This window comes from Bradyrhizobium sp. RT6a (assembly GCF_040547675.1).
GTDB lineage: Bacteria > Pseudomonadota > Alphaproteobacteria > Rhizobiales > Xanthobacteraceae > Bradyrhizobium.
The window spans coordinates 1,651,622-1,676,827 of the sequence record NZ_JBEPQC010000001.1; the positions used below are offsets into that span (position 1 = coordinate 1,651,622).

Annotated in this window: 20 protein-coding genes; 10 read left to right on the forward strand and 10 right to left on the reverse strand. The window is 63.7% G+C overall.

All coding sequences use genetic code 11. The features are described 5' to 3' along the window. Positions 1–20: 20 nt before the first annotated feature. The gene (locus tag ABIC03_RS07850; RefSeq protein WP_354056897.1) at positions 21–155 is read right to left on the reverse strand and encodes a hypothetical protein; all 135 of its coding nucleotides are present in this window, start codon (positions 153–155) and stop codon (positions 21–23) included. A gap of 47 nt (positions 156–202) precedes the next feature. Between ABIC03_RS07850 and ABIC03_RS07855 the strand changes: the two genes are divergently transcribed. Then, a complete protein-coding gene (locus tag ABIC03_RS07855) occupies positions 203–544 on the forward strand; it encodes a hypothetical protein (RefSeq protein WP_354056899.1) in 342 nt (113 codons plus the stop codon). Positions 545–883: 339 nt separating this feature from the next. On the opposite strand, the gene ABIC03_RS07860 is transcribed toward ABIC03_RS07855, so the two are convergent. Then, entirely contained in the window at positions 884–1,306 is a 423-nt protein-coding gene (locus tag ABIC03_RS07860; RefSeq protein ID WP_354056901.1) for a hypothetical protein, read from the reverse strand. A 27-nt stretch (positions 1,307–1,333) separates the two neighbouring features. Between ABIC03_RS07860 and ABIC03_RS07865 the strand changes: the two genes are divergently transcribed. The 3 genes from ABIC03_RS07865 to ABIC03_RS07875 all read left to right on the forward strand — a co-directional run bounded on the left by ABIC03_RS07865 (position 1,334) and on the right by ABIC03_RS07875 (position 7,249). After that, positions 1,334–2,506 (forward strand): efflux RND transporter periplasmic adaptor subunit, encoded by a 1,173-nt coding sequence (locus ABIC03_RS07865; RefSeq protein WP_354056903.1) that lies wholly within the window; start codon positions 1,334–1,336, stop codon positions 2,504–2,506. Then, positions 2,503–5,646 (forward strand): efflux RND transporter permease subunit, encoded by a 3,144-nt coding sequence (locus ABIC03_RS07870; RefSeq protein ID WP_354056905.1) that lies wholly within the window; start codon positions 2,503–2,505, stop codon positions 5,644–5,646. Before ABIC03_RS07865 ends, ABIC03_RS07870 begins: the two co-directional genes overlap by 4 nt. A 169-nt stretch (positions 5,647–5,815) precedes the next feature. Then, the gene (locus tag ABIC03_RS07875; protein ID WP_354056907.1) at positions 5,816–7,249 is read left to right on the forward strand and encodes a sensor histidine kinase; all 1,434 of its coding nucleotides are present in this window, start codon (positions 5,816–5,818) and stop codon (positions 7,247–7,249) included. A gap of 20 nt (positions 7,250–7,269) precedes the next feature. On the opposite strand, the gene ABIC03_RS07880 is transcribed toward ABIC03_RS07875, so the two are convergent. Beyond that, on the reverse strand, positions 7,270–9,561 hold the full coding sequence (locus tag ABIC03_RS07880; RefSeq protein WP_354056909.1) for an FdhF/YdeP family oxidoreductase: 2,292 nt from the start codon (positions 9,559–9,561) through the stop codon (positions 7,270–7,272). A 247-nt stretch (positions 9,562–9,808) separates the two neighbouring features. Here ABIC03_RS07880 and ABIC03_RS07885 point away from each other — a divergent pair, with 247 nt between their 5' ends. Then, entirely contained in the window at positions 9,809–11,062 is a 1,254-nt protein-coding gene (locus ABIC03_RS07885; protein ID WP_354056911.1) for an oxalate decarboxylase family bicupin, read from the forward strand. A 114-nt stretch (positions 11,063–11,176) separates the two neighbouring features. Here ABIC03_RS07885 and ABIC03_RS07890 read toward each other — a convergent pair whose 3' ends face one another. The 5 genes from ABIC03_RS07890 to ABIC03_RS07910 form a co-directional block, all read right to left on the reverse strand. Beyond that, positions 11,177–11,794, reverse strand: coding sequence for a YoaK family protein (locus ABIC03_RS07890; protein ID WP_354056913.1), 618 nt, complete (start codon positions 11,792–11,794; stop codon positions 11,177–11,179). A gap of 18 nt (positions 11,795–11,812) precedes the next feature. After that, positions 11,813–12,649 (reverse strand): formate dehydrogenase accessory sulfurtransferase FdhD, encoded by an 837-nt coding sequence (gene fdhD, locus ABIC03_RS07895; protein WP_354056915.1) that lies wholly within the window; start codon positions 12,647–12,649, stop codon positions 11,813–11,815. Positions 12,650–12,863: 214 nt separating this feature from the next. Continuing rightward, positions 12,864–13,364, reverse strand: a complete 501-nt coding sequence (locus ABIC03_RS07900) for a Dps family protein (protein ID WP_354056917.1) — start codon at positions 13,362–13,364, stop codon at positions 12,864–12,866. 63 nt (positions 13,365–13,427) lie between these two features. Further along, positions 13,428–13,991, reverse strand: coding sequence for a cytochrome b (locus ABIC03_RS07905; protein ID WP_354056919.1), 564 nt, complete (start codon positions 13,989–13,991; stop codon positions 13,428–13,430). Next, entirely contained in the window at positions 13,988–15,043 is a 1,056-nt protein-coding gene (locus tag ABIC03_RS07910; protein ID WP_354056921.1) for a catalase family peroxidase, read from the reverse strand. The genes ABIC03_RS07905 and ABIC03_RS07910 overlap by 4 nt, the downstream gene beginning before the upstream one ends. Positions 15,044–15,401: 358 nt before the next feature. On the opposite strand from ABIC03_RS07910, the gene ABIC03_RS07915 reads away from it, so the two are divergent. Both ABIC03_RS07915 and ABIC03_RS07920 read left to right on the forward strand, forming a co-directional pair. Continuing rightward, positions 15,402–16,295, forward strand: coding sequence for an SDR family NAD(P)-dependent oxidoreductase (locus tag ABIC03_RS07915; RefSeq protein ID WP_354057544.1), 894 nt, complete (start codon positions 15,402–15,404; stop codon positions 16,293–16,295). 202 nt (positions 16,296–16,497) lie between these two features. After that, the gene (locus ABIC03_RS07920; protein WP_354057546.1) at positions 16,498–19,368 is read left to right on the forward strand and encodes an ATP-binding protein; all 2,871 of its coding nucleotides are present in this window, start codon (positions 16,498–16,500) and stop codon (positions 19,366–19,368) included. 110 nt (positions 19,369–19,478) lie between these two features. Here ABIC03_RS07920 and ABIC03_RS07925 read toward each other — a convergent pair whose 3' ends face one another. Both ABIC03_RS07925 and ABIC03_RS07930 read right to left on the reverse strand, forming a co-directional pair. After that, positions 19,479–22,331 (reverse strand): ATP-binding protein, encoded by a 2,853-nt coding sequence (locus ABIC03_RS07925; protein ID WP_354056923.1) that lies wholly within the window; start codon positions 22,329–22,331, stop codon positions 19,479–19,481. A gap of 115 nt (positions 22,332–22,446) precedes the next feature. Next, on the reverse strand, positions 22,447–22,728 hold the full coding sequence (locus tag ABIC03_RS07930) for a hypothetical protein (protein ID WP_354056925.1): 282 nt from the start codon (positions 22,726–22,728) through the stop codon (positions 22,447–22,449). Between the two features lie 252 nt (positions 22,729–22,980). Between ABIC03_RS07930 and ABIC03_RS07935 the strand changes: the two genes are divergently transcribed. The 3 genes from ABIC03_RS07935 (at position 22,981) to ABIC03_RS07945 (ending at position 25,205) form a co-directional block, all read left to right on the forward strand. Continuing rightward, on the forward strand, positions 22,981–23,223 hold the full coding sequence (locus ABIC03_RS07935; protein WP_354056927.1) for a hypothetical protein: 243 nt from the start codon (positions 22,981–22,983) through the stop codon (positions 23,221–23,223). A gap of 318 nt (positions 23,224–23,541) precedes the next feature. Beyond that, a complete protein-coding gene (locus ABIC03_RS07940; protein WP_502916916.1) occupies positions 23,542–24,807 on the forward strand; it encodes an ABC transporter substrate-binding protein in 1,266 nt (421 codons plus the stop codon). A gap of 170 nt (positions 24,808–24,977) precedes the next feature. Then, positions 24,978–25,205 carry a hypothetical protein gene (locus tag ABIC03_RS07945; protein ID WP_354056929.1) on the forward strand — a complete coding sequence of 76 codons (228 nt, stop codon included), beginning with the start codon at positions 24,978–24,980 and terminating at the stop codon, positions 25,203–25,205. Position 25,206: the final 1 nt, after the last annotated feature.

A 25,206-nucleotide genomic window follows, 5' to 3' on the forward strand; every position in this document is an offset into this window, starting at 1 on the left:
CGTCCTTGCCACTTCGCACGTCACAAAATATCGACCGTCCAGGTGCCGCCTCGGCACTCGGACGCGCCGTCGCGCCCGACGACACCGGCCGGATGACCGGTCATGACGCGGGCGTTCATACGCGAAAGACGAAAGGCACTGGTTCTGTCATCCAAGACGTCCTCTCCGGCGCCGCTCGAATTTCCACGCATGGAATCGGACAATGAGATCCAACGCAGAATTCCGCATCGCCCTCCTCATCTTGCTGTGCGCATCATCGCCGGCGCACGCAGGCACCTGCACGGATGAGATCGCGAAAGCCCAAGTCCGGCTCGATCAGGCCATCGAGCGAGATGCTGGGTCGCACGGCTGGAAGCCGGAGAGCCTCAGCGCGCTGCGCAGCCATCAACCCACGCCCCGCTCGCTCGCCGAGGCCGAGGGAGGCAACGGTGTCGACTTCACGGATGCGCTAGATTCGCTTGATCGCGCCCGCGCCGCCGATCACATCGGCGACACAGGCACGTGCACGCGGGAACTCGCCCACGCGCGCGCCATTCTGAGATAGCCAAGTCGGATTTCGACGATCGAAGCCGGGACTGATCGCCGTTGCTAGTAACGCAGCACGGTGAGGTCGCCGCGCGAAGAGCAATGCAGCTCGTGAAAACGCCGAATGCTTCCTGCCGTCGTGCTGCCGGGGAGCAGGACGTGCGTTCTGGAAATACCCGCACTCCGGCGACTCTCTAATGTTCGGGGGCATTCAGCCGGAGCACTCTTCCATGCGGAAACAGCACTCGTCGAACCACGGCCGCGCAAAGCGGTCAAGATCGCGCCGGTTCACCTTGACGCATCTTGGCGCAACACTTGCGACCGGAATCCTGTGGCTGACCTCGGCCGCGGCGATCGCTCAGACGACGATGCCGGGAATGCAGCCTCCCGCCGGCATGCTTGCGACGTCGCCGCTCAACCCGCAATCGACGCGACCCGTGGGCATTCCGCTGGGATCGACCGAAATCGCAACGCCGGGCATCTCCCCGATCAATCCCGCGCAAAGCACGATCGCCTGCGCCGGGTCGGGAAATGCCCCATCTTCCGGAACATTGTTCGATGGTGGCGGGCTGTCCGGCACCTCATCGACCACCTGCGCCGGCAGCACCGCAACGGTCTCGTCCCTGCCCTCGACAGCGACGGTCGGTCGCGTCGGAATTCCGTTGGGCGCCACCGAAATCGGCGGCGCCGGAATCAGTCCGTCCGTGCCGGTGGCCGGCCCCACATCCTTGAACGGCACAACGTCCTTTAACGGCACAACATCGATCGACAGCTCCGGCAATCCCTGAGGTCAAGGAGGATCATCACAGTGAAACGGAACCTCACCATTACGCTCGTTACTCTCGCTGCGGTCATGGTCGGCACAGGCTTCTGGTTCTTCGGCACCAACCGGAAGCCGGCCGTGGCAGCCGCCCCCGTGGCCGCTGCGGTGCCGGTGGTCGCCGCCACGGTCACGGGCAAGGACGTTCCGATCTATCTGCGCGGCATCGGCACGGTGATCGCCTACAACACCGACGTCGTGCGCAGCCAGATTCAAGGACAGATCGTCAAGATCGCCTTCACCGAGGGACAGACCGTCAAGGCCGGCGACTTGCTCGCCCAGATCGATCCACGTCCTTACGAAGCACAGATCGAGCAGTTGACGGCCAATCGCGACAGGGACCAGGCGCAGCTCGTGAATGCAGAAGCCAATCTTTCCCGCTACAACCAGCTTGGCGACAAGGGCTATGCGACCCCGCAACTGATCGAGACGCAGACAGCGCAGGTGGCGCAGCTCAAGGCCGCCGTGAAGGCGGACCAGGCCCAGATCGACGAGGCCAACGTCCAACTGAGCTATACGCGCCTGTCGTCGGCCGTTCCCGGCATCACCGGCGTTCGCCAGATCGATGTCGGCAATGTCATTCATCCGACCGACGCCAACGGCCTCGTCGTCGTCACCCAGATCGAGCCGATTTCACTGCTGTTCACCCTGCCCCAGGCGGACCTGCCCATGATCCAGGAACACGCCGCAAAAGGCTCCCTGAAGGTCATCGCCTACAGCCAGGACAACAAGACGAAGCTCGACGAAGGTACGCTGCTGCTGGTCAACAACGAGATCGCGGGAACGACCGGCACCGTCCAGCTCAAGGCGGTGTTCCCGAACCATGAGCACCGGCTGTGGCCGGGCCAGCTGGTGAACGCGCGCCTACTGCTCGAGCTTCAGAAGAATGCGATCACTGTCGCCGGCTCGGCCGTGCAACAGGGGCCGAACGGCAGCTACGTCTATGTCGTGGGCAACGACCAGACGGCGGCCTTGCGTCCGGTTCACGTCGCCCAGATTACCGATGGCCAGGCCCTGATCGATCAGGGCCTGAAATCCGGTGACGTCGTCGTCATCGACGGCCAGTATCGACTGACGGAAGGCAGCCGCGTTCGCGAGCTGCACGGCAAGGCCGCGCGCGAAGCCGACCTGCAAAGCGCCGTGCAGGCCGCAATCCCATGAACCTCTCCGCGCCCTTCATCCTGCGGCCGATCGCAACCGCTCTGCTGATGGCGGGCTTGCTGCTGTGCGGCCTTGCGGCCTATCCGTTGCTGCCGGTCGGCGCACTGCCGAACGTCAACTACCCGACCATCCAGATCTCGGCGCAACTGCCCGGCGCCGACCCAGGCACGATCGCCTCGTCGCTCGCCACGCCGCTCGAGCAGCAGCTCAGCCAGATCCCCGGTATCACACAGCTCACCTCGTCCAGTGCGCTTGGCGTGGCCCAGCTCACGGTGCAATTCGAGCTGTCACGCACGGTGGACAGCGCGGCGGTGGACGTGCTGGCCGCGATCAATGCCGCAAGCCCGTTCCTGCCGCCGAATATCCCCTACCCGCCGACGATCCGGAAGGTGAATCCGGCCGAAACGCCGATCATGCTGATCGCGCTCACATCAGACTCACTGCCGCTGACCACGGTCGATGCTTATGCGGAGAACATCCTGCTGCCGAAGATCTCGCAGGTGCCGGGCGTAGGCCTCGTCGGCATCGGCGGCCAGCAGAAGCCCGCGATCCGCGTTCGCGTCAACCCGCAGGCGCTTGCCGCGCGCGGCATCGGCCTCGAAGACGTCCGCAGCGTGATCGCCGGCGCCAATGTCGACCTGCCCAAGGGCACGCTCAACAGCCCACGCGTCACCTACACGCTGAACACCAACGACCAGTTGCTCAAGCCCGCCGCCTATGAAGACCTAATCATCGCCTATCGCAACGGCTCGCCGGTGCGGATACGCGACATCGGTACCGCGATCGAAGGGCCCGAGAACGACCTCCTGGCCGGCTGGTACGGCAAGGATCGCGCCATTATCCTGGCCGTCCAGCGCGTTCCAGGCGCCAACGTGATCCAAACGGTCGACCGCATCAAGAAGCTGCTGCCGCTACTGCAGGCCTCCGTTCCGCCCGCGATCAAGGTTACGATCGCCGCCGACCGGACCGCCACCATTCGCGCCGCCGTCTCCGACGTTCAATTCACGCTGATGCTGACGGTCGCTCTCGTGGTGATGGTGATATTCCTGTTCTTGCGGAATTTCTGGGCCACCATCATCCCGGCGATCACAGTTCCCCTGTCGCTGGTCGGCACGTTCGCCGTGCTTTACGTGCTCGGCTACAGCCTGGACAACCTCTCGCTGATGGCGCTGTCGATCGCGGTGGGTTTCGTGGTCGACGACGCCGTCGTCGTGATCGAGAACATCGTGCGCCATCTCGAGCAGGGCATGACGCCGATGGAGGCCGCGCTGAAGGGTTCCAGCGAAATCGGCTTCACCATCGTCTCCATCACGCTGTCGCTGATCGCTGTGTTCATCCCGCTATTCCTGATGGGCGGGTACGTCGGCAAGCTGTTCCAGGAATTCGCCATCACGATCACCGCCGCGCTGCTGCTGTCGCTGATCATCTCGCTGACGCTGACGCCGATGATGTGCGCGCGGCTCCTGAAGGACGACTCGCGGAGGAAGCACGGCCGGTTCTACCTTGCCTTCGAACGCGGTTTCGACGCACTGCTGGCACTTTATGCGAGAGGCTTGCGAATCGTGCTGCGTCATCGCTTCGCGACGCTGCTCGTGATGCTCTCGACCGTCGCGCTGACCGGCTATCTGTACGTGATCATACCGAAAGGCTTCTTCCCGCAACAGGACACCGGGCAGATCGTCGGCATCACCGAAGCCGCACAGGACATCTCCTTCCCCGCCATGTCCGAGCGCCAGCAGGCGGTCGTCGACATCCTCTCGAAGGATCCTGCGGTCCAGTCGGTGGCAAGCTATATCGGCCCGGGCGGTCCAACCGCGACGCTCAACCAGGGACGTATCTTCATCGTCCTGAAGCCGAAGCCCGAGCGCAAAGCCAGTGCCGATCAAATCATCGAGCGGCTGGGGCCTGCGCTCTCCCATATTCAGGGCATCAGACTTTACATGCAGGCCGCGCAGGACATCACCATCGGCGCCCGGCTGTCGAAGACGCAATATCAGTACACGCTGACGGATGCCGATTCCAACGAGCTCACCAATTGGTCGGCGATCTTCCTGGCAAAACTCCGCGCGCTCGATTTCATCACCGACGTCGCGAGCGATCAGGCCAATGCCGGCCCCAGGCTCGAAGTCACCGTCAATCGCGAGGTCGCATCGAGCTTCGGCATCCTGCCCACGACGATCGACAACACCCTCGACGATGCATTCGGCCAGCGCATCGTCTCCACCATGTTCACCTCGCTGAACCAGTACCATGTCGTGATGGAGGTCGATCCGCGTTTCCAGTACGGCCCCGAAGCGCTCAAGGACATCTACCTGAGCTCGGCCACCGGCCAGCAGGTCCCCCTGAGCACGTTGGTCCATAGCGTCATCAAGCCCGCCCCGATCCTGATCAACCACCAGAGCCTGTTTCCGTCGGTGACGATCTCGTTCAACCTGCGGCCTGGCGTCGCGCTGGGCGATGCGGTGGCGGCGATCCAGAACATCGAGAAGAGCACCGGCAAGCCCGCCTCGCTAACCGCTTCGTTCCAGGGCAATGCGCAGGCGTTCCAGTCCTCTCTGTCGGGCACTCCGCTATTGATCGGGGCGGCGCTGATCGTGATCTACATCATCCTCGGCGTGCTCTATGAGAGCCTGATCCACCCGATTACGATTCTGTCGACGCTGCCTTCGGCCGGCATCGGCGCGCTGCTGTTGCTGCTGGCGGTCCACATGGATCTCAGCGTCATCGCCATCATCGGCATCATCCTGCTGATCGGCATCGTCAAGAAGAACGGCATCATGCTGGTCGATTTCGCCCTCGCGGTGGAGCGCCAGCACGGGCTCAGCCCGGAAGAGGCGATCTACCAGGCCTGCACGCTGCGCTTTCGCCCGATCCTGATGACGACGATGGCGGCGCTGCTGGGCGGCGTGCCGCTGATGATCGGCTCTGGCACCGGCGCCGAGCTGCGTCAGCCGCTCGGCTACACGATCGTCGGCGGACTGATGCTATCGCAGATCCTGACGCTCTACACGACGCCCGTGGTCTATCTCTATCTGGACCGGCTCAGCAATTGGCTCTCCGGACGCAAGCCGCGGTCAGCCGAGACATCCGGTCCATCCACGCGGGAAGCAGATACGGGATTGCGCCATGAATCCGCTTGAGCAGTTAACCGCCGGCATGATGCCAGCTCGATCACGGCTTCGTGCGTTTTGACAAAGCGCCGACGAAAACGCAAAAGACCGCTCTTCGGCGAGGCGGTAAACCTTCTGCATGACGCTCGAATGCCTGGATGGCTCCGACCCCGTACAGCCCCGACGATGGTGGCGCCGTGTGCTGCCGATCCAGACAATACAGGATCGGATCCTGCTGTGGGCTTGGGGTAGCCTTGTTTTGACCCTGCTGTCCTTCGCCTGTTCACTGCTTGGAGACAATTTTACGGCAATCGCTTTCGCTGCTTTTCTGGCTGCTTCGCTGACGCTCGTCGGCGCGATCATGGATATCACCGCCCAGAAGAAGGCCCATGTCGAGCTGGAGCGGAGCGAGCAGCGCTACCGCCATTTGTTCAGCCGCATGCCGATCGCGTTCCGGCAGCTCGACGCCAGCAGGCTGGTCGTGCTGTTCCGAAAATTGCGCGCCGAGGGCGTCAAGGACCTCGGCGCCTATTTCGACAGCCATCCAGAATTCCTCCGGACCTGCATGGATGCGCTCTCGTTTCAGGAGGCCAACGAACGGACCATCCAGATGTTCGGAGGCGGCGTCGACGACTATGTCGGACGTTCCATGGCCGAGACCTGGAAGGAACGTCCCGATACGTTCCGGCGGGCCATGGAGTCTCGTTATCGCGGCGAGACGAACTTCGAGGAAGAGACCAGGATGGTCACGTGGGACGGCCGCGTCGTCGACGTTCTCTTCACGACGGCTCGGGTCGGCCCCATCAATGATCTCGAAATAAGCCTGGTTGGCACGATCGACATTTCACAGCGAGTTCGCGCTCAGGAACGGCTCCGGCAGGTGCAGGCCGAGTTCGCACATGCCGCGCGCGTCTCGATGCTCGGCGAGCTCACCGCGTCGATCGCTCACGAAGTGAATCAACCCCTGGCCGCTATCGCCACCAATGGTGCCGCCGGGCTGCGGTGGCTGAACAGGCCCGTCCCTGATATCGTCGAGATTCGCAAGGCCATCGAAAACATCGTCGTGGATACCCAACGAGCCGCCAACATCGTGGCGCGCGTTCACGGGATGGCCTCTCGGAAAGCCCCCGCGCAGGCATCCCTGCCGTTCGACGACATCATTCGCGAAGCGCTGCTCTTCCTGCGACACGAGATGGAATCCCGCAGCGTGACCATCCTGCACCGGCCTGATCCGACCACGCCGCAGGTGATCGGTGACCGCACCCAGCTCCAGCAGGTGATCGTCAATCTGGCCATCAACGCGGTGCAGGCGATGACGCAAGCGGGATATGATGATCGGAGGATCGTCATCAGCACGGTCACGCAGGACGCGGCGAAATTGTGCTGCGCCGTGGAGGACAATGGTCCTGGCATCCCCGCCGAACATATCGATCGGCTGTTTGAGAGCTTTTTCACGACCAAGGACAGCGGGATGGGCATGGGACTGCCGATCTGTCGCTCGATCGTCGAAGCACATGGAGGCCGGATCGGCGCCGAAGGCAACGGCGCGAATGGCGGCGCCCGTTTCTGGTTCACGCTGCCGGTCTCCGACCCGGTGGATTCGCCGCGCTGCGACCTGCACGCAGATACCTGAGCGACGTTTCCGGCTCTCAGCTATTGCCCGGAAGCGGCCGAGCGTACCAGGCGGATCGGGACGCCTTTGTATGACGGCGTGAAGCTCAGGGGATCACGGGCATAGAGCGGCACCAGCGGATTGGTCTCCGGATAGTACGCCGCGCAACAGCCGGTCGGAAAGGAATAGGCCACGACGCGGAAGTTGCGCACGATCCGCTCGGCGCCATCGGTCGAGGCGGTTATCAGGTCGACGCGATCGCCATCGGCAAGCCCGCGCTTGCTCAACTCGTATTCGTTGAGAAACACCACGTCGCGCTGGCCGAACACGCCGCGATAACGGTCGGACAGCGAGTAAAGCGTGGTGTTGTACTGGTCGTGGCTGCGTATGGTGGTGAGCCACAGAGAATCGGGATCGCTCTCCGGCGGGTCCTCGCCGCAGCCCGGGAAGACCAAAAAGTGCGCCTTGCCCGATGGCGTCGCCCAGATCCGCTCGCGTGCCGTCGAGGTGAGATGGAAGCCGCCGGGGACGCGAATGCGGGCGTTGTAGCCCTGGAAGATCGGGAACACAGCCTCGATCGCATCGCGGATGCGGTCGTAATCGGCAACAAAGCCGTCCCAGTCGACCACCGTGCGCTCGCCCAGCGTCGCCTTCGCAACGCCGGCGACGATCGCGATCTCGCTGCGCAGATGCTCCGATGCCGGCTTGTTGCGGCCACCGGACGCATGCACCATCGACATCGAATCCTCCACCGTGATCGACTGCGGTCCGGATTCCTGTACATCGATCTCGGTGCGTCCGAGGCATGGCAGGATCAGGGCGGCACGGCCATGGATCAAATGGCTGCGGTTGAGCTTGGTCGAGACGTGGACGGTCAGATCAAGCTTGCCAAGCGCCGCCTGGGTCGCCTGCCAATCCGGAATGGCTGCGGCGAAATTGCCGCCCATTGCCAAGAAGGCCTTCACCTCGCCGCGGATCATCGCCTCCAGCGCGGTGACCACATTGTGTCCCGGCGCATCCGGAGGCCTGAAGCCGAAGCGTTGCTCCAGGCGCTCGAGGAAATCCGCCTTGGGAACCTCAGTGATCCCGACGGTCCGATCGCCCTGCACGTTGGAATGACCGCGAACCGGGCAGACGCCGGCGCCATCGCGCCCCACATTGCCGCGCAACAGCGCGAGATTGGCGATCTGCTGGACGTTGTTCGCGCCGCGCCAGTGCTGGGTGATGCCCATGCCGTAGACGAGGATGGCACGCTCGGCCTTCATATAGGCGCCGGCCGCATATTCCATGTCCTCGCGCGACAGGCCGGATTGACGTTCGATATCAGGCCATTGCGTGCGTTTGAGATCGTCGATCAACGCCTCAATGCCGGCGGTGTGGCCGCGGATGAAATCCCAGTCCAGGATCTCCGGTTGCTCGCCGGCACGGGCGGCCTCGTCCGCTTCCACCAGAATCTTCATGATCCCCTTGAGGACGGCAACGTCGCCGCCGACCCGCACCTGGAACAGCTTCGAGCTGATCGTCGTCGACGACAGCGTGATCATCTCGACCGGGCTCTGCGGCGCCTGGAAACGTTCGAGCGCCCGCTCACGAAACGGGTTGAACGAGATGATCGAGGCGCCGCGGCGCGCCGCGTTGCGCAGGCTGGTCATCATTCGCGGGCTGTTGGTGCCCGGATTCTGGCCGAAGATGAAGACGCAATCGGCCTTGTCGAAATCCTCCAGCAGCACCGTGCCCTTGCCGACACCGAGCGAGTACGGCAGGCCGACGCTGGTGGCCTCGTGGCACATGTTCGAGCAGTCGGGGAAGTTGTTGGTGCCGTATTCGCGCACGAACAGCTGATAGAGGAAGGCGGCTTCGTTCGAGGTCCGTCCGGACGTGTAGAACTCCGCCATGTTGGGATCCGGCAGCGCCCGAAGCTCGCGACCGATCATGTCGAACGCGTCGCTCCATTCCACCGGCAGATAGCGATCCGAAGCGGCGTCATAGGCCATCGGATGGGTGAGTCGGCCGAGCATTTCGAGCTCGTAGTCGTTCCAGTTCGCAAGCTCGGAGACGGTATGCTCGGCGAAAAACTCGGGCGTGCAGCGCCTCGACGTTGCTTCCCAGGCAACCGCCTTGCCACCGTTCTCGCAGAATTCGAATGACGAGGTGTGCTTCGGATCGGGCCAGGCGCAGCCGGGGCAATCAAAGCCATCCGGCTGATTCATCCGGCTCAGCGTCGCCACGCCCTTCAGCGGCGTCCGCTGCACCAGAAGCGCCTTGCTGAGCGCCTTGAGTGCGCCCCAGCCGCCGGCGGGCTCATGGTAGGGACGAACCGATTTCGTCGTCATCTCGATATCTCTCGATGAGCAATTCTCCGAGCAAGTTAAGGATCGTGCAGGCAGAGCCGTCTTTTCAAAACGAAGCCGAATTTCGCAATCGCACACGTTCGGCTCCGAGGCAGCGGGCTGAAGCAGCCAGTGCATTCCGGAAAAAGCAAGGCCGTTCGCGGAAGCTGTGCCAGCAGCCAGGAACTAGGCTGGGAGTCCGTAGCCCCCTCGCCACAGAGGCTTTTGACTATTCTCAGGAGACCCCAATATGTTTTCCCGACGTGATTTGCTGGCCATGTCTGCGGCAGGCGCCGCCATGGTCGGCTCCGGCGCACAGGCAGCAACCTTCGGCAATCCAGACGAGCCACCGCAAGGCGCAATCAACGCCAAGAGCCGCGGGAGCCTGACCGATCCCGGTCCGCAGAACCCGGCCCTCGCTGAACAGTTTCCCTCCGTCCAAACCCCGCCCGCGACCGACGTCGGCGGCCTGCCGATGGATTGGGCTTCGTTCAACAACGCACCCAGACGGATCCAGGATGGCGGCTGGGCGCGGCAAGTCACCGTCGCGGATTTCGCGATCTCGAAGGAAATCTCCGGCGTCAACATGCGGCTGTCCGCAGGCGGCATCCGGGAGCTGCATTGGCATCAGGCGGCCGAATGGGCGATCATGACCTACGGCAGTTGCCGCATCACCGTGCTCGACACGCAGGGACGTCCCTATGTCGGGGACCTCAAGGCGGGCGACCTCTGGTATTTCCCACCGGGCGCGCCGCATTCGCTGCAAGGCCTGGGGCCCGACGGCTGCGAATTCGTGATCTGTTTCGACGACGGCCACGCCAATGAGTTCAACACGCTGCTCGTGACCGATTGGCTCGCCCATACGCCGCCCGAGGTGCTGGCGAAGAATTTCGGCGTTCCGGCCGACGCCTTCGCCAGGATTCCGCTGCACAATCGCTGGATCTTCCAGGGCACGGTGCCCGGCGATCTCGCCGCCGATCGTGCTGCAATTGCCAAGCACGCCGAAGCACCGCCCTATCCGTTCATCCATCCGCTCGGCAGTTCGGCGCCGGTGAAGGAGAGCTCAGCCGGCAGCATCCGCGTCGCCGACAGCAGCAACTTCAAGGTCGCCACCACCGTCGCTGCGGCGCTTGTGACGATGCCGCCGGGAGCAGTCAGGGAGATGCATTGGCATCCGAATGCCGACGAGTGGCAGTATTATATCAAGGGCAAGGCGCGGATGACGGTGTTCGACACCGGCCCCAACGCGCTGACGACGGATTTTTCGGCCGGCGACATCGGCTATGTCAGGCGCAATCTCGGCCACTATGTCGAGAATGTCGGCGACACCGAATTGCAGTTCGTCGGCGTGTTCCGTGCGCCCCGCTACGAGGAGGTGTCGCTCTCCAACTGGTTGACGCACACGCCCCCGCGGCTGGTCGCCCAGCATTTCAACGTCGACGAGAAGCTGATCGCCCAGTGGCCCGACAACAGCCCGGGCGTCATGCCGAAGGCCCGAACGTAGGGAGCGTCGGACATAGGCGCCCTTATTCTGCCGACCATAGCGCCTCCGATATCGTCTATAGTGTTCGCCCACGGGCGAACGTATGCCCGTTTCGAAGCCTCTGGGCTCAGAGGGTCAGCCTTGGTCTCGCCGATCGCGATGCCGGCGGCAGAACCAAAGAACGTGCATCGACGATGCAATCGGCAGGGCAAGGCTCCACGCGCCGAGCCACCTCGTCGCGCAACTGCCGAGGGCGGCTCCCAACAGGAACATCAGGCTGAGCAGAAGCATGACCCCGGCGCCGCGTGCCGCATCACGATCGGATGTCGCGACGGACTGGTCGATGGCGCGGAACATGTTGCCGGTGACGGTAGTCGAGAGATACTTCCAACGCTCGACCTGCCGGAAGCTCGCTGACTGCAGCGCGACACCGAAGGAGATTCCGAGGATCGCGACCATATCCGGTACGCGATGAAGCAATAGCATCGCCGCTGCCAGGCAGACGATCTCTCCGAGGAGGCAGCGCAGCGGCGCCCGGATGCGGATCGCGATCGACGCGCCGAGGAGAAACGCGACCATCGGAAGCAGATGGTGGGCCGCCTGCTGCCATTGGCCGGGCGAGAGCCAGGTAAAGGCGTCGAGGAAGCCACCTGACATGCTCAGAACCGAAGCGACGAGAAGGGATCGCTCCGGAGCGTAGACGCCGACGGGCGCCTCGACGTCCAGCGCGGAAGATGCGGCTTGCATCGCCATATTGGTCGGCCCGCGAGGTCAGAAGTCGGTGCGTCCCGCAGCCTCGTCAGGCAGCAAGACGCGGCGCGGGTGCGTGAAGACGCCATATCCGTCATCGCGGGCGATCGCGAGCAGCGTAATCCCCGCCTCGTCCGCAGTCCGGATTGCGAGTGCGGTCGGCGCGGAAACGGCCACGATGACCGGGGCGCTGATCATAGCCGCCTTCTGCACCATCTCGACCGAGACGCGGCTCGTCAGCAGCACCGCGCCATCGCAGGCCGATTTCCCTTCGCGGACAAGCGACCCGGCGAGCTTGTCGAGCGCATTGTGCCGGCCGACATCCTCCCTGACCAGAGCAACGCCGATGCGGGGATGCCAGAAGGCCGCAGCATGGACGGACCGTGTTTGCTGATTCAGGATTTGGAGGGGGGACAGCGCCTGCATGGCGCCCAGCAGGTCCCGTGCGTGAAAGGCGATGCGACGGCCCTGGACCCGTGACGACGCGCGGCGCGCCTGTTCGAGGCTCTCGATGCCGCATAGCCCGCATCCGACCGGGCCGCTGATGGCGCGTCGGCGCGACGCCAAGGTCGCCGCACGGTCGCCGTCGAGCCACATCCGCACTTCCATGCCGAGATCGTTCGAGATCAGCTCGATGCTCCTAATCTCGCCTGCGCGGTCGATGATTCCTTCGGTGAGGCTGAAGCCGACGCCGAAATCCTCCAGATCGGCCGGCGTCCCCATCATCACCGCATGAGTCGAACCGTTGTAGGTGAGCGCGATGGCGCTCTCCTCGGCGACCAGTCGCGACGTCGACCTCGTGCGGCCGCCGCGCCAGGCAATCTCCCGGTGCCGCGTATACGTCGACTCCGTCATCATGGTTCATACCGTCGCCGGCTAGGGCGAATGGCGGGAGGAGTGAACGAAGCCGGGATCGGGTCGTAGAGTATGATGACTCCGGCCTTCGAAATCGACATGTCAGCCATGATTTGACTCTCGTTCGCACGACCGGTCCGCTGGTCATGAATGAGCGCAAGCCTACAAGGATCCGCCCGGGCTATCTTTTGAGGATGCAGCGACGGCTTGCCCGCACCTACGAACTCGGGCCACTCCGGCCGGTCTCGTACAGGAACCAGATCCGCCGCTCCGTCTCGTCAATCCAGTTTTCCAGCAGGCTTGCGGTCGCGACGTCGCCGTATTCATCGCAGAGCTCGTGGACCCGGCGCATCTCCCGCGTCAGCTGCTGGTTGTCGCTGCGCAGCTCGGCCAGCATGTCCTGCGGATCGACATAATCCGCGTCGTTGTCGAGAATGCGCTGCTCGCGCGCGATGTGGCCAATCGAGCGCAGTGTAGTTCCGCCGATCTTGCGTGCCCGCTCGGCAATGTCGTCGGTCATGGCAAAAATCTGCTCGGCCTGCTCGTCGAGCAGGAGATGATAGTCGCGGAAATGACTGCCCGATACGTGCCAATGGAAGTTCTTGGTCTTCAGGTACAGCGCGAAGACATCGGCCAGCAGCGCTCTCAGCGCGGCTGGAACGTCCCGGTTCGCATTGGCCCCGAGATCCGTCAGGCTTTGGAGATCTGCCTTGCTCATTGTCGTCACCCTTGTTGGAGATTGACAAACTTTAGCGGCGCATTTCGCCGATGTGCGAAGCGTTCATTCCGCCGGCGTCGTCCTGTTCCGCGACGGCAGGAGCGCGATCGTCCCGAAGACGCCGTCGCGGCGGATCAATGCGTGGAACAACCCGGCCGCCAGATGCAGCAGCACGAGGGCAAAGAACGCAAATCCTAGATAGACATGAGCATTCCACAGCAATGTGTGCACGCGATCGCTCTGCGGCAGCAACGCCGGAATTCGGATCCCGCCATACAGGACGACCGGATAGGCCGCAGCCCAAAGCATGCCGAGACCCAGCAACGGCATGACGATCATGAAGCCATACAGGAGTTGGTGCGACAATCTCGCTCCCAGCTTCATCGCCTGCGGAAGATCTGCCGGCAACGGCGGCGCGCCGTAATGGAGCCGCAGCGCCAGCCTGATCACGACGAGGACCAGAAGCGTGACGCCGAGCGTCTTGTGGGTCAGGATCAGCGGCAGATATATCGGCGTCACGGTGGACACCATGCCGACGCCGATGAAGAACATGGCAAAGATACAGGCTGCCATCAGCCAGTGCAGCAGCCGCTGAATGAGGGCGAAACGATGCGGAACGTTGCTCATGGCTTGACCGTCCCGGCTCGCGGATAGTCGCCGGCTTCGGCCGCACGCAAATCGTAGGACCTGCGGTAGACCGACGAACGTGCAGCCGGGAAGGGATCGTCGGACACCCGGATTCCCTGAGGCAGCACGGTCGGATCGAAGTTGATGTCGCGGCAGGGCCCGTCCTGCTCCGGTTCGATCCGCTGCACGATGAGCGTTCCGACCTGCACCGTGCGGCGGCCCTCGGGCCATGGCTTGCTCGGATCGGCGGTCGGATCGCCGGGATCGGCGACCGTCGTCATCATGGTCCAGCGTTGCGGGCCGGCGGTGCGGACGCGCTCCGCGATCTCCTGCTCGAGAAAATTTGGACCGCGCTTTTCCAGCTCGGCTTGCGAAACCGGAACGGGCTGCACAGTGAGCAGTAGCGACCATCGCACCGCGTGCTCCGCGCCGTTCGCATTCGTGAAGATGAAACTGTTGAGCCCGTGGTAAGGCTCCTCCGCATAGCTGGTGGTCCAGGGCGCCGTCTTGGCCCAGGTCGCGAAGGCGGAAAATTCCGGATTTGCCTGGATGAAAATCTTCATCGCGTCCGGCTCCTTCTTGGCTGATGCAATCAGCAGGTCGTGAAACGCCTGCAGCGTCGACACTGCAAAGAACGGCGGGTTGATCAGCGCCATCCGCCACTCTTCGCCGTCCGCCGCAGCGATCTGCAATCCCAAACCGCGCACACGGACAGTTGCATCCACGGCGTTCGGATCGGCAGTGCCGAGATTGAAGCGGCCCAGCGCCGGATACGTGCCGCGCGCAAAGACCCTGGCCCGCGAAAGTTCCACGCCTTTTCCGTTGGCCTCGAAGACGCCCGTGAAGCAGACCCCCTTCGCGTGATTTCGCCGGTGCCCGAGCGGTGCGCCGCTCGCAGGCGTGAGCGCCAAGATCATCCGCTCCGGCGTGAGGCGCCCGGGCGAGAGCCAGCCGGCAGTGTAGGCGAACGCGGCAGCTGCGCCTCCGAGGACGGCAGCGATCAACACGAGCGATCCGAGTCTCGAACACGGCGGTTTGCCTGATTGATTCATGCTTTTCCTTGCAACGAGCGAATTCCCCGCGGACGCTTCGCACGGCCCGTTCTGTCGAGCGGCTCAGGTTCCTTGTAGCCGGCCGCCACGGTTGCGATCTTCTGAAAGCCAACGGCAATTTCGCGAAGGCACGTTCGGGTCCGTTCGGTCAGCGGGTCACCCGTCCTCACCCGCTTTCGGGCTTTCTCGAAAAATTTCGTGCGATGTGGAAATCAGCCGCCGGGCTCGAAAGACCAGTCCGGCGCCCGACCGTATTTCAGAAGCTCTTCGCGCAAGGCCAGCGATCGATTGCCGAACGAGGAACGTGTCGCAACGGCGCTGGCGTCCCTGCGGAGGGTGGAATGCGATTGGGATGCGAATGCACAAAGTGATCATCGTTACAGGAGCTGCGAACAGCATCGGACGAAGCACCTGCAGGAAATTGGCGCAGGCCGGCCATACGGTCTACGTTTCATTGCGGGAAGCGGGTGACCACGATGAGCACGGCGGCGCTGAGGCGGGAGACGAGGGCGGCAAGCATAGCGCGGATCTCCGAACCATCGCGTTCGACGTCTCCTCGGAAGCCTCCGTCAACTCGGCCATCGATGCCATCGTCGCCGAGAACAACCGCCTCGACGTGATCGTGCACAATGCCCGCCAGGTCCTCTACGGGCCGGCGGAGGCCTTTACACCGGCCCAGCTTGCCGAGCTCTACGACACCAACGTGCTGGGTGCGCAACGGCTCAATCGGGCCGCGTTGCCACAGTTGCGCAAGCAAGGCCATGGCCTGCTGATATGGGTCTCGTCAAGCAGCGCGCGAGGCGGCTCGGTTCCTTTCGTGGGCGCCTATGCTTCCTCAAAGGCCGCCCTTGACGCGCTGGCGCTCGGTTATGCCGGCGAGCTCGCGCGTTGGGGCGTCGAGACGACCATCGTCGTTCCCAGCGCGCTGGGGCCCGGCCATTATATTCGCTCCGGCCGGCCGCTGGACACCGTTCGGGCCGAGGAATACGCGGATGGCCCGACGGCCGATTTGAGCGAGATCGCGCTATCGGCACTTGCGCAGCTTCCGGCGAAGGATCGAACTCCGCAAGACGTCGCGACCGCCATAGCCGATATCGTCGATATGCAATTCGGACAGCGTCCGCTGCGAGTTCATTTCGGTCCGGACGACGACGGAGCCGCAGCCGTCGGCGCCGTCGCCGACGGCGCCCGTGCTGAACTGCTCCGCCGGATCGGATTGGAGGACATTCTCAAGCCCGCATTCATCGGATAGGGCGTGCGCGTCGTGACGTCGCACGTTCAAGCCTCAGACGAAAGTGATGGAGCCCGATGCTTTACCCTGAAACTACCGGATGTTACCGTCTGAGGGCCACTGCGTTCACACGTCTTGGTGTGCTGCCGAGTCATAGAACATGACGAGTCGTGCGCCGGGTTGATATCCGAAAATGGCCCCCCGCTGGCATAGCAACGACATGATGGCCCAAGCTGGCCGCTCCGCCCAAGACGAGCCCGCCTGGGAGATATTCCTCTTCGGGCCATTTCGCCTGGACCCATTGCAGCGGCGGATTGAACGAGACGGAAGCCCGCTGCAACTGTCGGGCCGTGCGTTCGACATCCTGCTGGCGCTGGTCCGGCAGGCCGGCAACGTCGTCAGCAAGACGGATCTGATAGCCACGACATGGCCGGGCGCCAACGTCGAGGAAAACAGCCTGCGTGTCCATATCGCCGCACTTCGCAAGGCACTCGGAGATGGCAAGGGCGGCGTCAGATATCTGAGCACGATCTCCGGACAGGGCTACTGCTTCGTGGCTGCGGTCTCGCGTCCGGAACAAAGGCAATTTGCGCCGACCGATCCGACTTATGTCCACAATTTGCCGGCGCATCCCCGGCAGATGGTGGGGCGCGAGCAAGCCATCCAGGACATCTCGGAAAGGCTGAGAGCCGAACGCTTCGTCACGGTCATCGGCCCAGGCGGCATCGGCAAGACCGCGGTCGTCGTTTCCGCGGGCCACGCCCTGCGCGCGGAATTCGCCGGCCATGTCCACTTCGTCGGTCTCGGCGAGACCGGCAACGCCGCTCCGGTGCCGGCGATCGTCGCATCGTCTCTTGGACTGCTGGCGCGATCGAATGATCCGACGGGCAGCCTGGCGGCATTCCTGCGCGATAGGCGCATGCTGCTCATTCTGGACTGCTGCGAGCATGTCATCGAAGCAGCGGCGGCGCTGGCCGAGCGGCTCTACCGGGCGGCCCCGGATCTGCACATCCTGGCCACGAGCCGGGAATTGCTGCGCGTCGAAGGCGAGTTCACCTACCGTCTCCCGCCGCTGCCGAGCCCACCGGAAAAGACCGTTCTCACGGCTGCGAACGCCCTCGCCTATCCCTCCGTTAAACTCTTCGTGGAGCGTGCGACGGCAGGAGGCAGTGAATTCGCGCTGACCGATACGAACGCCTCTGATGTCGGCAACCTCTGCCGTCGGCTCGACGGCATTCCGCTCGCCATCGAGCTCACCGCCGGCCATGTGGGCGCATATGGCGCGAGAGCGATGCTCCAACTCCTCGACCAGCACCTCAATTTGCTGTGGGAGGGACGTCGCACCGCATTGCCTCGGCACCGGACGCTGCGCGCCACCATCGAATGGAGCTACAATCTCCTATCCGAGCCGGAACGTGCGGTTCTCGGCCGGCTGTCGGTGTTCGTCGGCAGCATGACCCTGGACGGCGCCCGGTCGATTGCCGCGGCTACGGAGGACGACGACACGATCCTGGCGATCATCGACGGCCTCGTTGCCAAGTCGATGCTTGCACTGAACACCGGCTCGCAATCAACCCGCTACCGCCTTGCGGACTCGACGCGGGCATACGCGCAAGAGAAACTTGTCGCCAGCGGGCACGCTGGCGCGATCTCGCGACGTCACGCCTGCTACTTTCTCAATCTCCTTGAAAGGATCGGGAGCGAAGCGAACCGAGACCTCTCGGCGGTTGCCGAGGAATTCGGTAACGTCCGCGCCGCACTGGCGTGGTGCTTCTCCGACCAGGGAGACCGCAGAGCCGGCGTGGCGCTCGCCGCGGCATCGATACCGCTCTTCTTCAAGCTGTCGCTGCTGGCAGAATGCGAGCTCTGGGTCACCCGCGCCATCGAAGCACTCGATGAAACCAATGGAAGCACAAGGCAGGGCCCTGTCCTTCACACTGCGCTGGGCGCCGCCCGCATGCTCATGGGACAGCTGGATGAATTGGGCGCAAATCACCTCCGCCGGGCGCTCGAGCTGACGGAAAAGATCGGCGACATACCAAGCCAGATCCGCTTGATCGACCAGTTGCATCTGCTGCAATTGTTCGTCGGCAAATATGATGATGCACTTGGCACCGCCAAACGCGGCGAAGCCATCGCGCTGACCAGCAGCGATTCCGTTGCGGTGGCGCGCATGCGCGTGTTGCTCAGCATCTCCTGTCAGTATCTCGGCAAGTTCGCGGCCTCTCGCTCATACATCGACGCGGCGTTGCGGCATCCGGGCCTGGATGGGGAGGTCCTTAGCGGACTCACCCTCGAATATCCCAAACGCGCTCAAATCACCCTTGCTCGCGTCCTCTGGCTTCAGGGACATCCCGATCAGGCGACGCGACTGGTGCGCCGCGCGATCTCGGATGTCGTCGCAGCGAACCATCCGGTCATGTTCTGCAGAGCGCTGCCATGGGCGTTCGGCGTCTTCTTCTGGAATGGCGACCTGGAGGATTGCGAAGAACATATCGACAGGTTCGTCCTCGAGGCTCGAAGGCACAACCTCGCCATTCTCCAGATGGTCGGCGAGGCCATGAAGGGGATTACACTGCTGGCTCGAAACGAGACCGGTATCGGGCTCGCTATGCTGAAAGGCTCGATCGAGAGGCTGCAAGGCCTGTGCTTCGGCGCGGTCGCGGGGTTGCGCATGCCCCTCGCCGAAGCTCTGGCGGCGACAGGTCACGGCGACGAAGCCCTGCACACCATTGATCAGGCGATTGCCGAGGCCCGGCACAGCAACTTCATGATGGACATGCCCGACATGTTGCGCGCGAGGGCGGAAGCGCTGATGCACAAGAGCAATCCGGATCTTTCGCGGGCGGAGCTGAGCCTCGTGCAGGCGCTCGACCTCGCCCGGCATCAGGGAGCCCTGGGCTACGAGCTTCGCGCGGCGATCGGGCTTGCGAGATTATGGCAGCGAGGCGGCCGCCGCCAGAAGGCGCACGATATGCTTGCGTCCGTCTATCTGCGATTTACCGAGGGGTTCGATACGCGCAGCCTCAAGATGGCGAGAGAGTTGCTTGCCGAGCTGAAGCCCGCGCGCCCGTGCGCGTCTGCGGCCAGATGACCCTCTCCTGATCGCGCAAGCGCGCTTTGCGCCAACCGAGCGGCGCTCTTAGAGGCCGCACCGGCATCCGATTGGTTGAATCGGGTGCCGCTCCCCGGCGCATCCAGGACCTACGATCCGAGCTTCGCCATCATTGCACGCGCGTCGCGGAGGTCCACTGTCTCGAAACCTTCGGTGAACTTGCCGTATGCGGAAGCGAGAACACGGCCTGCATCGGCCCGATGCCCCTCGCTCACCTTCAATCGTGCCACGCTGATCGCCGTCCGCAGCTCCCAAGCCAGGGCCCCCTGGCTCCGCGCCACCTCGAACGCCCTGTCGAAGGCCTGCGCGGCGGCGCTCGTCGAGCGGTGCTCACCGGGAAGCAACAGCAATTCGCCCTTGATGCGCCAGAGTTCGGCGACATACCACCCCTCGTCCCTCGCCTCGCATCGCGCGAGCGCCTCGTTGGCGGTTGCAAGCCCCTGCGATACCTCGCCGGCCTCGCCGAGAGATACCGCGAGTTCACCGAGGGGAAGCAGAAAGCGCGGCAGGTGGCGCGCCTCTCCCGCGAGCTCGAACGTCTTGCGCAGCAGGGGCAATCCGGTCGCGAGGTCGCCCCGGCGCGAGATCAAGAGGCCCCTGAAGGCGCGTGCCCACAGATTCCACAGGCGGATCGGGTGTCGTTCGGTGTGTTCGAGCAGCATCGTACAATAGCGCTCGGCCGCGTCGAGATCGCCGGCCAGGAACGCAATCGGGCAGGCACCCTGGCCGAGGACGCTGCAAAACGTCAGTGCGTGACCACTGGTCCGGCCTTCCTCGACGTTGTGCTCGACGACGCTCAAGGCCTGATCCGCAAGGCCAAGCAGCCACAGGATCCGAGCCTGGAAATAGCGCGCCGAGACCCGCAGGTCGAACCGGAAACGAATGACCTGCGGCTTTGCCGCAAGTTCCGAGAGCCGCGACAGGGTTCCCCCGATATGATGATAGGCGAGCCGCTGGTCGCCGCGATAATGCAGCGTGGTCGCGAGAAGCCGGTCGGCCATCATGCGGTCGACGGGATTGCCGGCGTCGGCCACGACCTCCGCAAAGCGATTCGCAAATTCAAGCGCCCTGCGGAATTCGCCGTTGTTGAACTGATCGATGCAGAGCCCCCACAGCGCGCGCAGCAGGTAATCCCTGTCACCGAGCTGCTCGGCAAGCTGCAGGGTCGTAGCCCAGGCGGGACCGGCCTCCCGGGCCCTGCCAACACCGTACATCAGCGACCAGCCGCGCGCGGCCGACAGCTGCATCCGAAGCCGCGGCGCGTTCGCAGCCGTCGGATCGAGGCGCGTCAAAGCGAGTTCGGTCCGCTCGCGGCATTCGGCGAGCAGCGACAATTGCACCCAGAGCGGAACCGCGGCCGCCGTCAGGGCGGCCCCGACTTGCGAGTCCCCGCCGGGGGAGAAGGCCCAATCGAGACTCGTCCGCACGTTGTCGATGTGTCGGCCATAGAGGGTGAGCCACTCCGCCTGCGGTCGCACTTCGCTGTCGGCTTCGGCGCTGGCAAAGAATTCGCAATAGTATTTCGCCTGGCGACAGGCGGCGCCGGAATGTTCTCCGCTGGCACGCAGCTTCTCCAATGCATAGGCGCGCGTCGTATCCAGCAGACGATAGTGCGGGCTGTCGCCGCGAATATCCGCGAGAACGAGCGACTTTGCCACCAGCCTGGCAAGCTGACCGGTCACATCGCCGATGTTCTCGCCGGCAACTGCAATCACTGCATCGAGCTGGAATTCGGCGGCGAAGATGCCGAGCTGCCGTAGCAGCCACGCCTCGCCGTCCGGCAAGAGGTCGTAACTCCAGTCGAGCGTAGCGCGCAGCGTCTGCTGCCGCGGCAACGCGGTGCGCCGGCCGGTCGTCAGGAATTTGAACCTGTCATCGAGAAGTGACGCGATCTTCGGCGGGCTAAGCATGACCGCGCGCGCCGCCGCGAACTCGATCGCCAGCGGAATGCCGTCGAGCCGCCGGCAGATGGATGCGATGGCGCCGATGTTCTCCTCGTCGGGCACAAAGCTTGAACCCAGCGCCTTCGCCCTGCTCGTGAACAATTCCACTGCGCTGTACGCGGAAGCGCCAGCGGGCTCGTGCCAGGCTTCAGGCGGCACGCCCAGAGGAGGCACGCGGTAGACATGCTCCCCCTCGATACGCAGCGCCTCCCGGCTTGTCGCAACAATGATCGTCCCCGCACAGTGGCTGCCAACCAGCTCGGCCAGCTGCGCCACGGCGTCGATGACGTGTTCGCAATTGTCGAGAATGAGCAACAATGGCCGAGAGCCGATCGCACGCGCGATGGCATCAGGCGAGATCTCCTCGCCCTCGAGCTTGGTGCCCAGGACACTGGCGATGACCGAGCAGACGAGTTTTGGATCAGACAGCGAGGCCAGTTCGACCAGCAGCCGGTCAGCCACAAAGCCGGGAGGCGGCGTTCTGGCGACCTCCAGCGCCAGCGACGTCTTTCCGATGCCGCCGGGCCCGACCAGGGTCACGATGCGATAGGCCGACAGAAGCCGCCACAAATGTACGATCGCAGCCGTTCGGCCGATGAGATCGAATGATGCGCTGGGAATGTTGATCGACGGCAGCAGGCCGGTTGCGGCAGATTGTAGCGGGGTCTCCATATGCCGGACCCGCCATGCTCCCAGCAAACGATAGCCGCGGCCAACGCTTGTTGACAGCATCTCGCGGTCGGAACCGAGCGCCTTTCGGATCGCCGCGATATGCACGCGAAGTGCACTCTCCTCGACAAAGACGCCGCGCCAGACGCGCTCCGTCAGGTCGTCCCTGGTGACGAGCTGACCCTGCGCTTGAACCAATTCCGCAAGAATTTCAAAGGCACGCCCCCCCAAGGGAACGAGTTCTCCAGTCGCGCGCAATTCGCGTCTGGCGAGATCGATTTCCCATTCCGCGCAAATGTAGACGGGACGCTGGCCTGGCTCAGCCATCATTGGGACAGCCCCAAGCGGTTTCGTCATTTTCAGTCCAGCTTACCACCAACCCTGTCGAAAGACAGAGGTAGCCGGGCGGCGCAGCCGCCGGCCCCTGTCTCGCAATGCGCGCGGTTCAGCAGCCGCGGCAGATCGATCCTTCCAGCATCTTCTCAAGCCGGGCGTCTTCCTTGTCGATGGTCTGGTCCGTGCCAATCAACGGACCCTTCGTCGCGTGACCACCGCTGTCCGTCGACGAAAGGGCGGTGCCCAGCGAATTCGTTCCGGGTGTGGCGGCGCTCGTACCGAGCGCACCGCCTCTCTCCATCGACATATGCGACCCCATGCCGCCGCGGGCGGACGCGGTGCCCGAGAGCACAACGCCGGCGAGGACGCAAACAACAGCAAATGATTTCATTGCTCACACTCCAGGTGTTCGAACTATCTGCCTTCCAGAAACGGACACCGGACGCGTTTGACCACGCACAAACGCGCGAGACTCCTGACAAGCGTGACAGACTCTTCCCGCAAGAGTGAAGCAGATCCACCGGGACTTTCCGCTCCGACGACCTAGATAGCCTTCATCAAAACAAACTTCGGAAACGCCACCAGCCGAGCAGCGATCATCGCCAAGCGACTCTCCGCACAGAGCAAACAATGGAGAAGCGCCATGAGCGTACTCAAAATTCTAATCGCAGCGGCGCTACTCTCAACGGCAACGCTATCGTCGGCATCTGCGGCCTGGTCTTTTGCCGATCAGGAGCCGGCAGCCTTTGCATCGATGTACCCCGATCGCGACGTGCTGAATGGCGGCGCACTGACGCCGGCCGGGCGAATGGGCCTCGAACGGCCCGGCGGTGCCGCGCCCGTCTTCGGCGTGGGCCAATTTCACGACCGCCACTGGCATCGATGACGAGACACCACAATCGAGCACTGCGCGTCCTGCAAGTGCAGATGATGGTGTCCGCAATCCGGGAGTGCGACCGCGCCATGCGGCGCACCTTGCCGGCTTTGCGGCAAGGCCGATGACATCGATCCCGATAGCTGGCCCGAAAACTGCGAAACTTAACAGTTCTTCAGCATCCGTAACGGGCCCCACGGCGCCGTCCGCGCTATAGTCGCGACGCCGACTGCTGCACGCGCTCGTCCGGCGCCCCGGGCGGGCGCGGCCGAGCCACGCCTCGTCAGGGTTTGGCACGTGCAAAAACCGGCAGCGCCATGGAGGCATCGCTTGATCACGGGCAGAACTGGTATTTCGATCTCGGGCAACGCGCGGCGCCTGGGAAAGCTCCTCATCTCCTGCGCCGTGCTTGCAGCCGGCAGCGCTTCCGCGGAGCCGCGATACGATCCCGGCGCAAGCGACACCGAGATCCGGATCGGCAACATCATGCCCTACAGCGGCCCGGCATCGGCTTACGGCATCATCGGCAAGACGATGAGCGCGTATTTTCGCATGATCAACGACAATGGCGGGATCAACGGCCGGAAGATCAATTTCATTTCGTATGACGACGCCTACAGTCCATCCAAAGCGGTCGAGCAAGCGCGACGGCTCGTCGAGGACGACGAGGCGCTTGCGATCTTCGCGCCGTTCGGCACGGCCAGCAACGCCGCCATCCAGAAATACATGAACAGCCGGCATGTGCCGCAATTGTTTGTCATCACCGGAGCATCGCGCTGGGCCGATCCCGAGCACTTTCCGTGGACCATCGGCTGGCAACCGAGCTACCGAACCGAAGCACGCATCTATGCGGACTACATTCTGCGGCACCACCCGGGGGCGAGGATCGGTATCCTGCACCAGAACGACGACTTCGGACGCGACTATCTGCTCGGGCTGAAGGACGTGCTGCAGGACAGGTACGCGCAAATGGTGATTGCCAGCCAGTCATATGAGGTCGGCACGCCGACGATCGACTCCGAGGTCGCCGCGATCAAGGCCGCTGCGCCCGACATATTCATCGACATCGCAACACCCAAATTCGCCGCCCAGGCGATCAGGAAGCTCGCCGAGCTGGACTGGCGTCCCATCCACATCGTGACGAATGTCTCGGTCTCGGTCGGCGCGGTGCTGAAGCCCGCCGGACTGGACAAGGCGAAGGGAATTCTCAGCGCGGGGTATCAGATGGACGTGACTGATCCGCAGTGGGACAGCCATCCGGGCATGCAGCATTTTCGCGCGTTCATGGCGAAATACTATCCGGAGGCAGATCGATCGGAGAGCGGGCCGCTGGTGGCCTTCAACATGTCGAGTGCACTCGTGGAGGTGATCAGGCGTTGCGGCGGTGACCTCACGCACGAAAGGATCATGCGTGTGGCCACCGATCTCGATCTCGACATCGAAGCCTACATTCCCGGCGTTCGAATAAAGACTTCACCAACGGACTTTGGTCCGATCGAGCAGCTCCAGATGATGCGCTTCACCGGCGAACGATGGGAATGGTTTGGCCCGCTGCTCGACGGTCGCACGGACCAGGCGACGTCCTCGCGCGACTAGAGCGCGGGAAGTCGGATGAGCTGTCGATGTCAGACGTCAACGCATCGCGACGGCTTCGTGCAAAGAGGAAAATGTTCGTTCGATCAACACTGCGGATCCGGCGCACGCATGCACACTTCTCAGGTGCGAGCCGAGGCGTTCCCGGCGTCGCTTTCTCAAGGAGATGTTCGATGACGACACTGAAGCTTTTGTCCGCCGGACTCGTGGTCGCAGCCATGATTGCCTCCCCCGCGATGGCTCGCGAAGGCAGCGCGAAGCGCACCAATGTCGAGGCTTATGCGTCGGCTCAGCGCGTGCCGGCCTCCGCCAAGCGCGGCTGCGCCCGTGCTCCCGACGTCGGTGCCTACGCAACCGCCCCCTGGCGCCGGCCGCCCTGCGAGCCAACCTCCGGCTATTAAG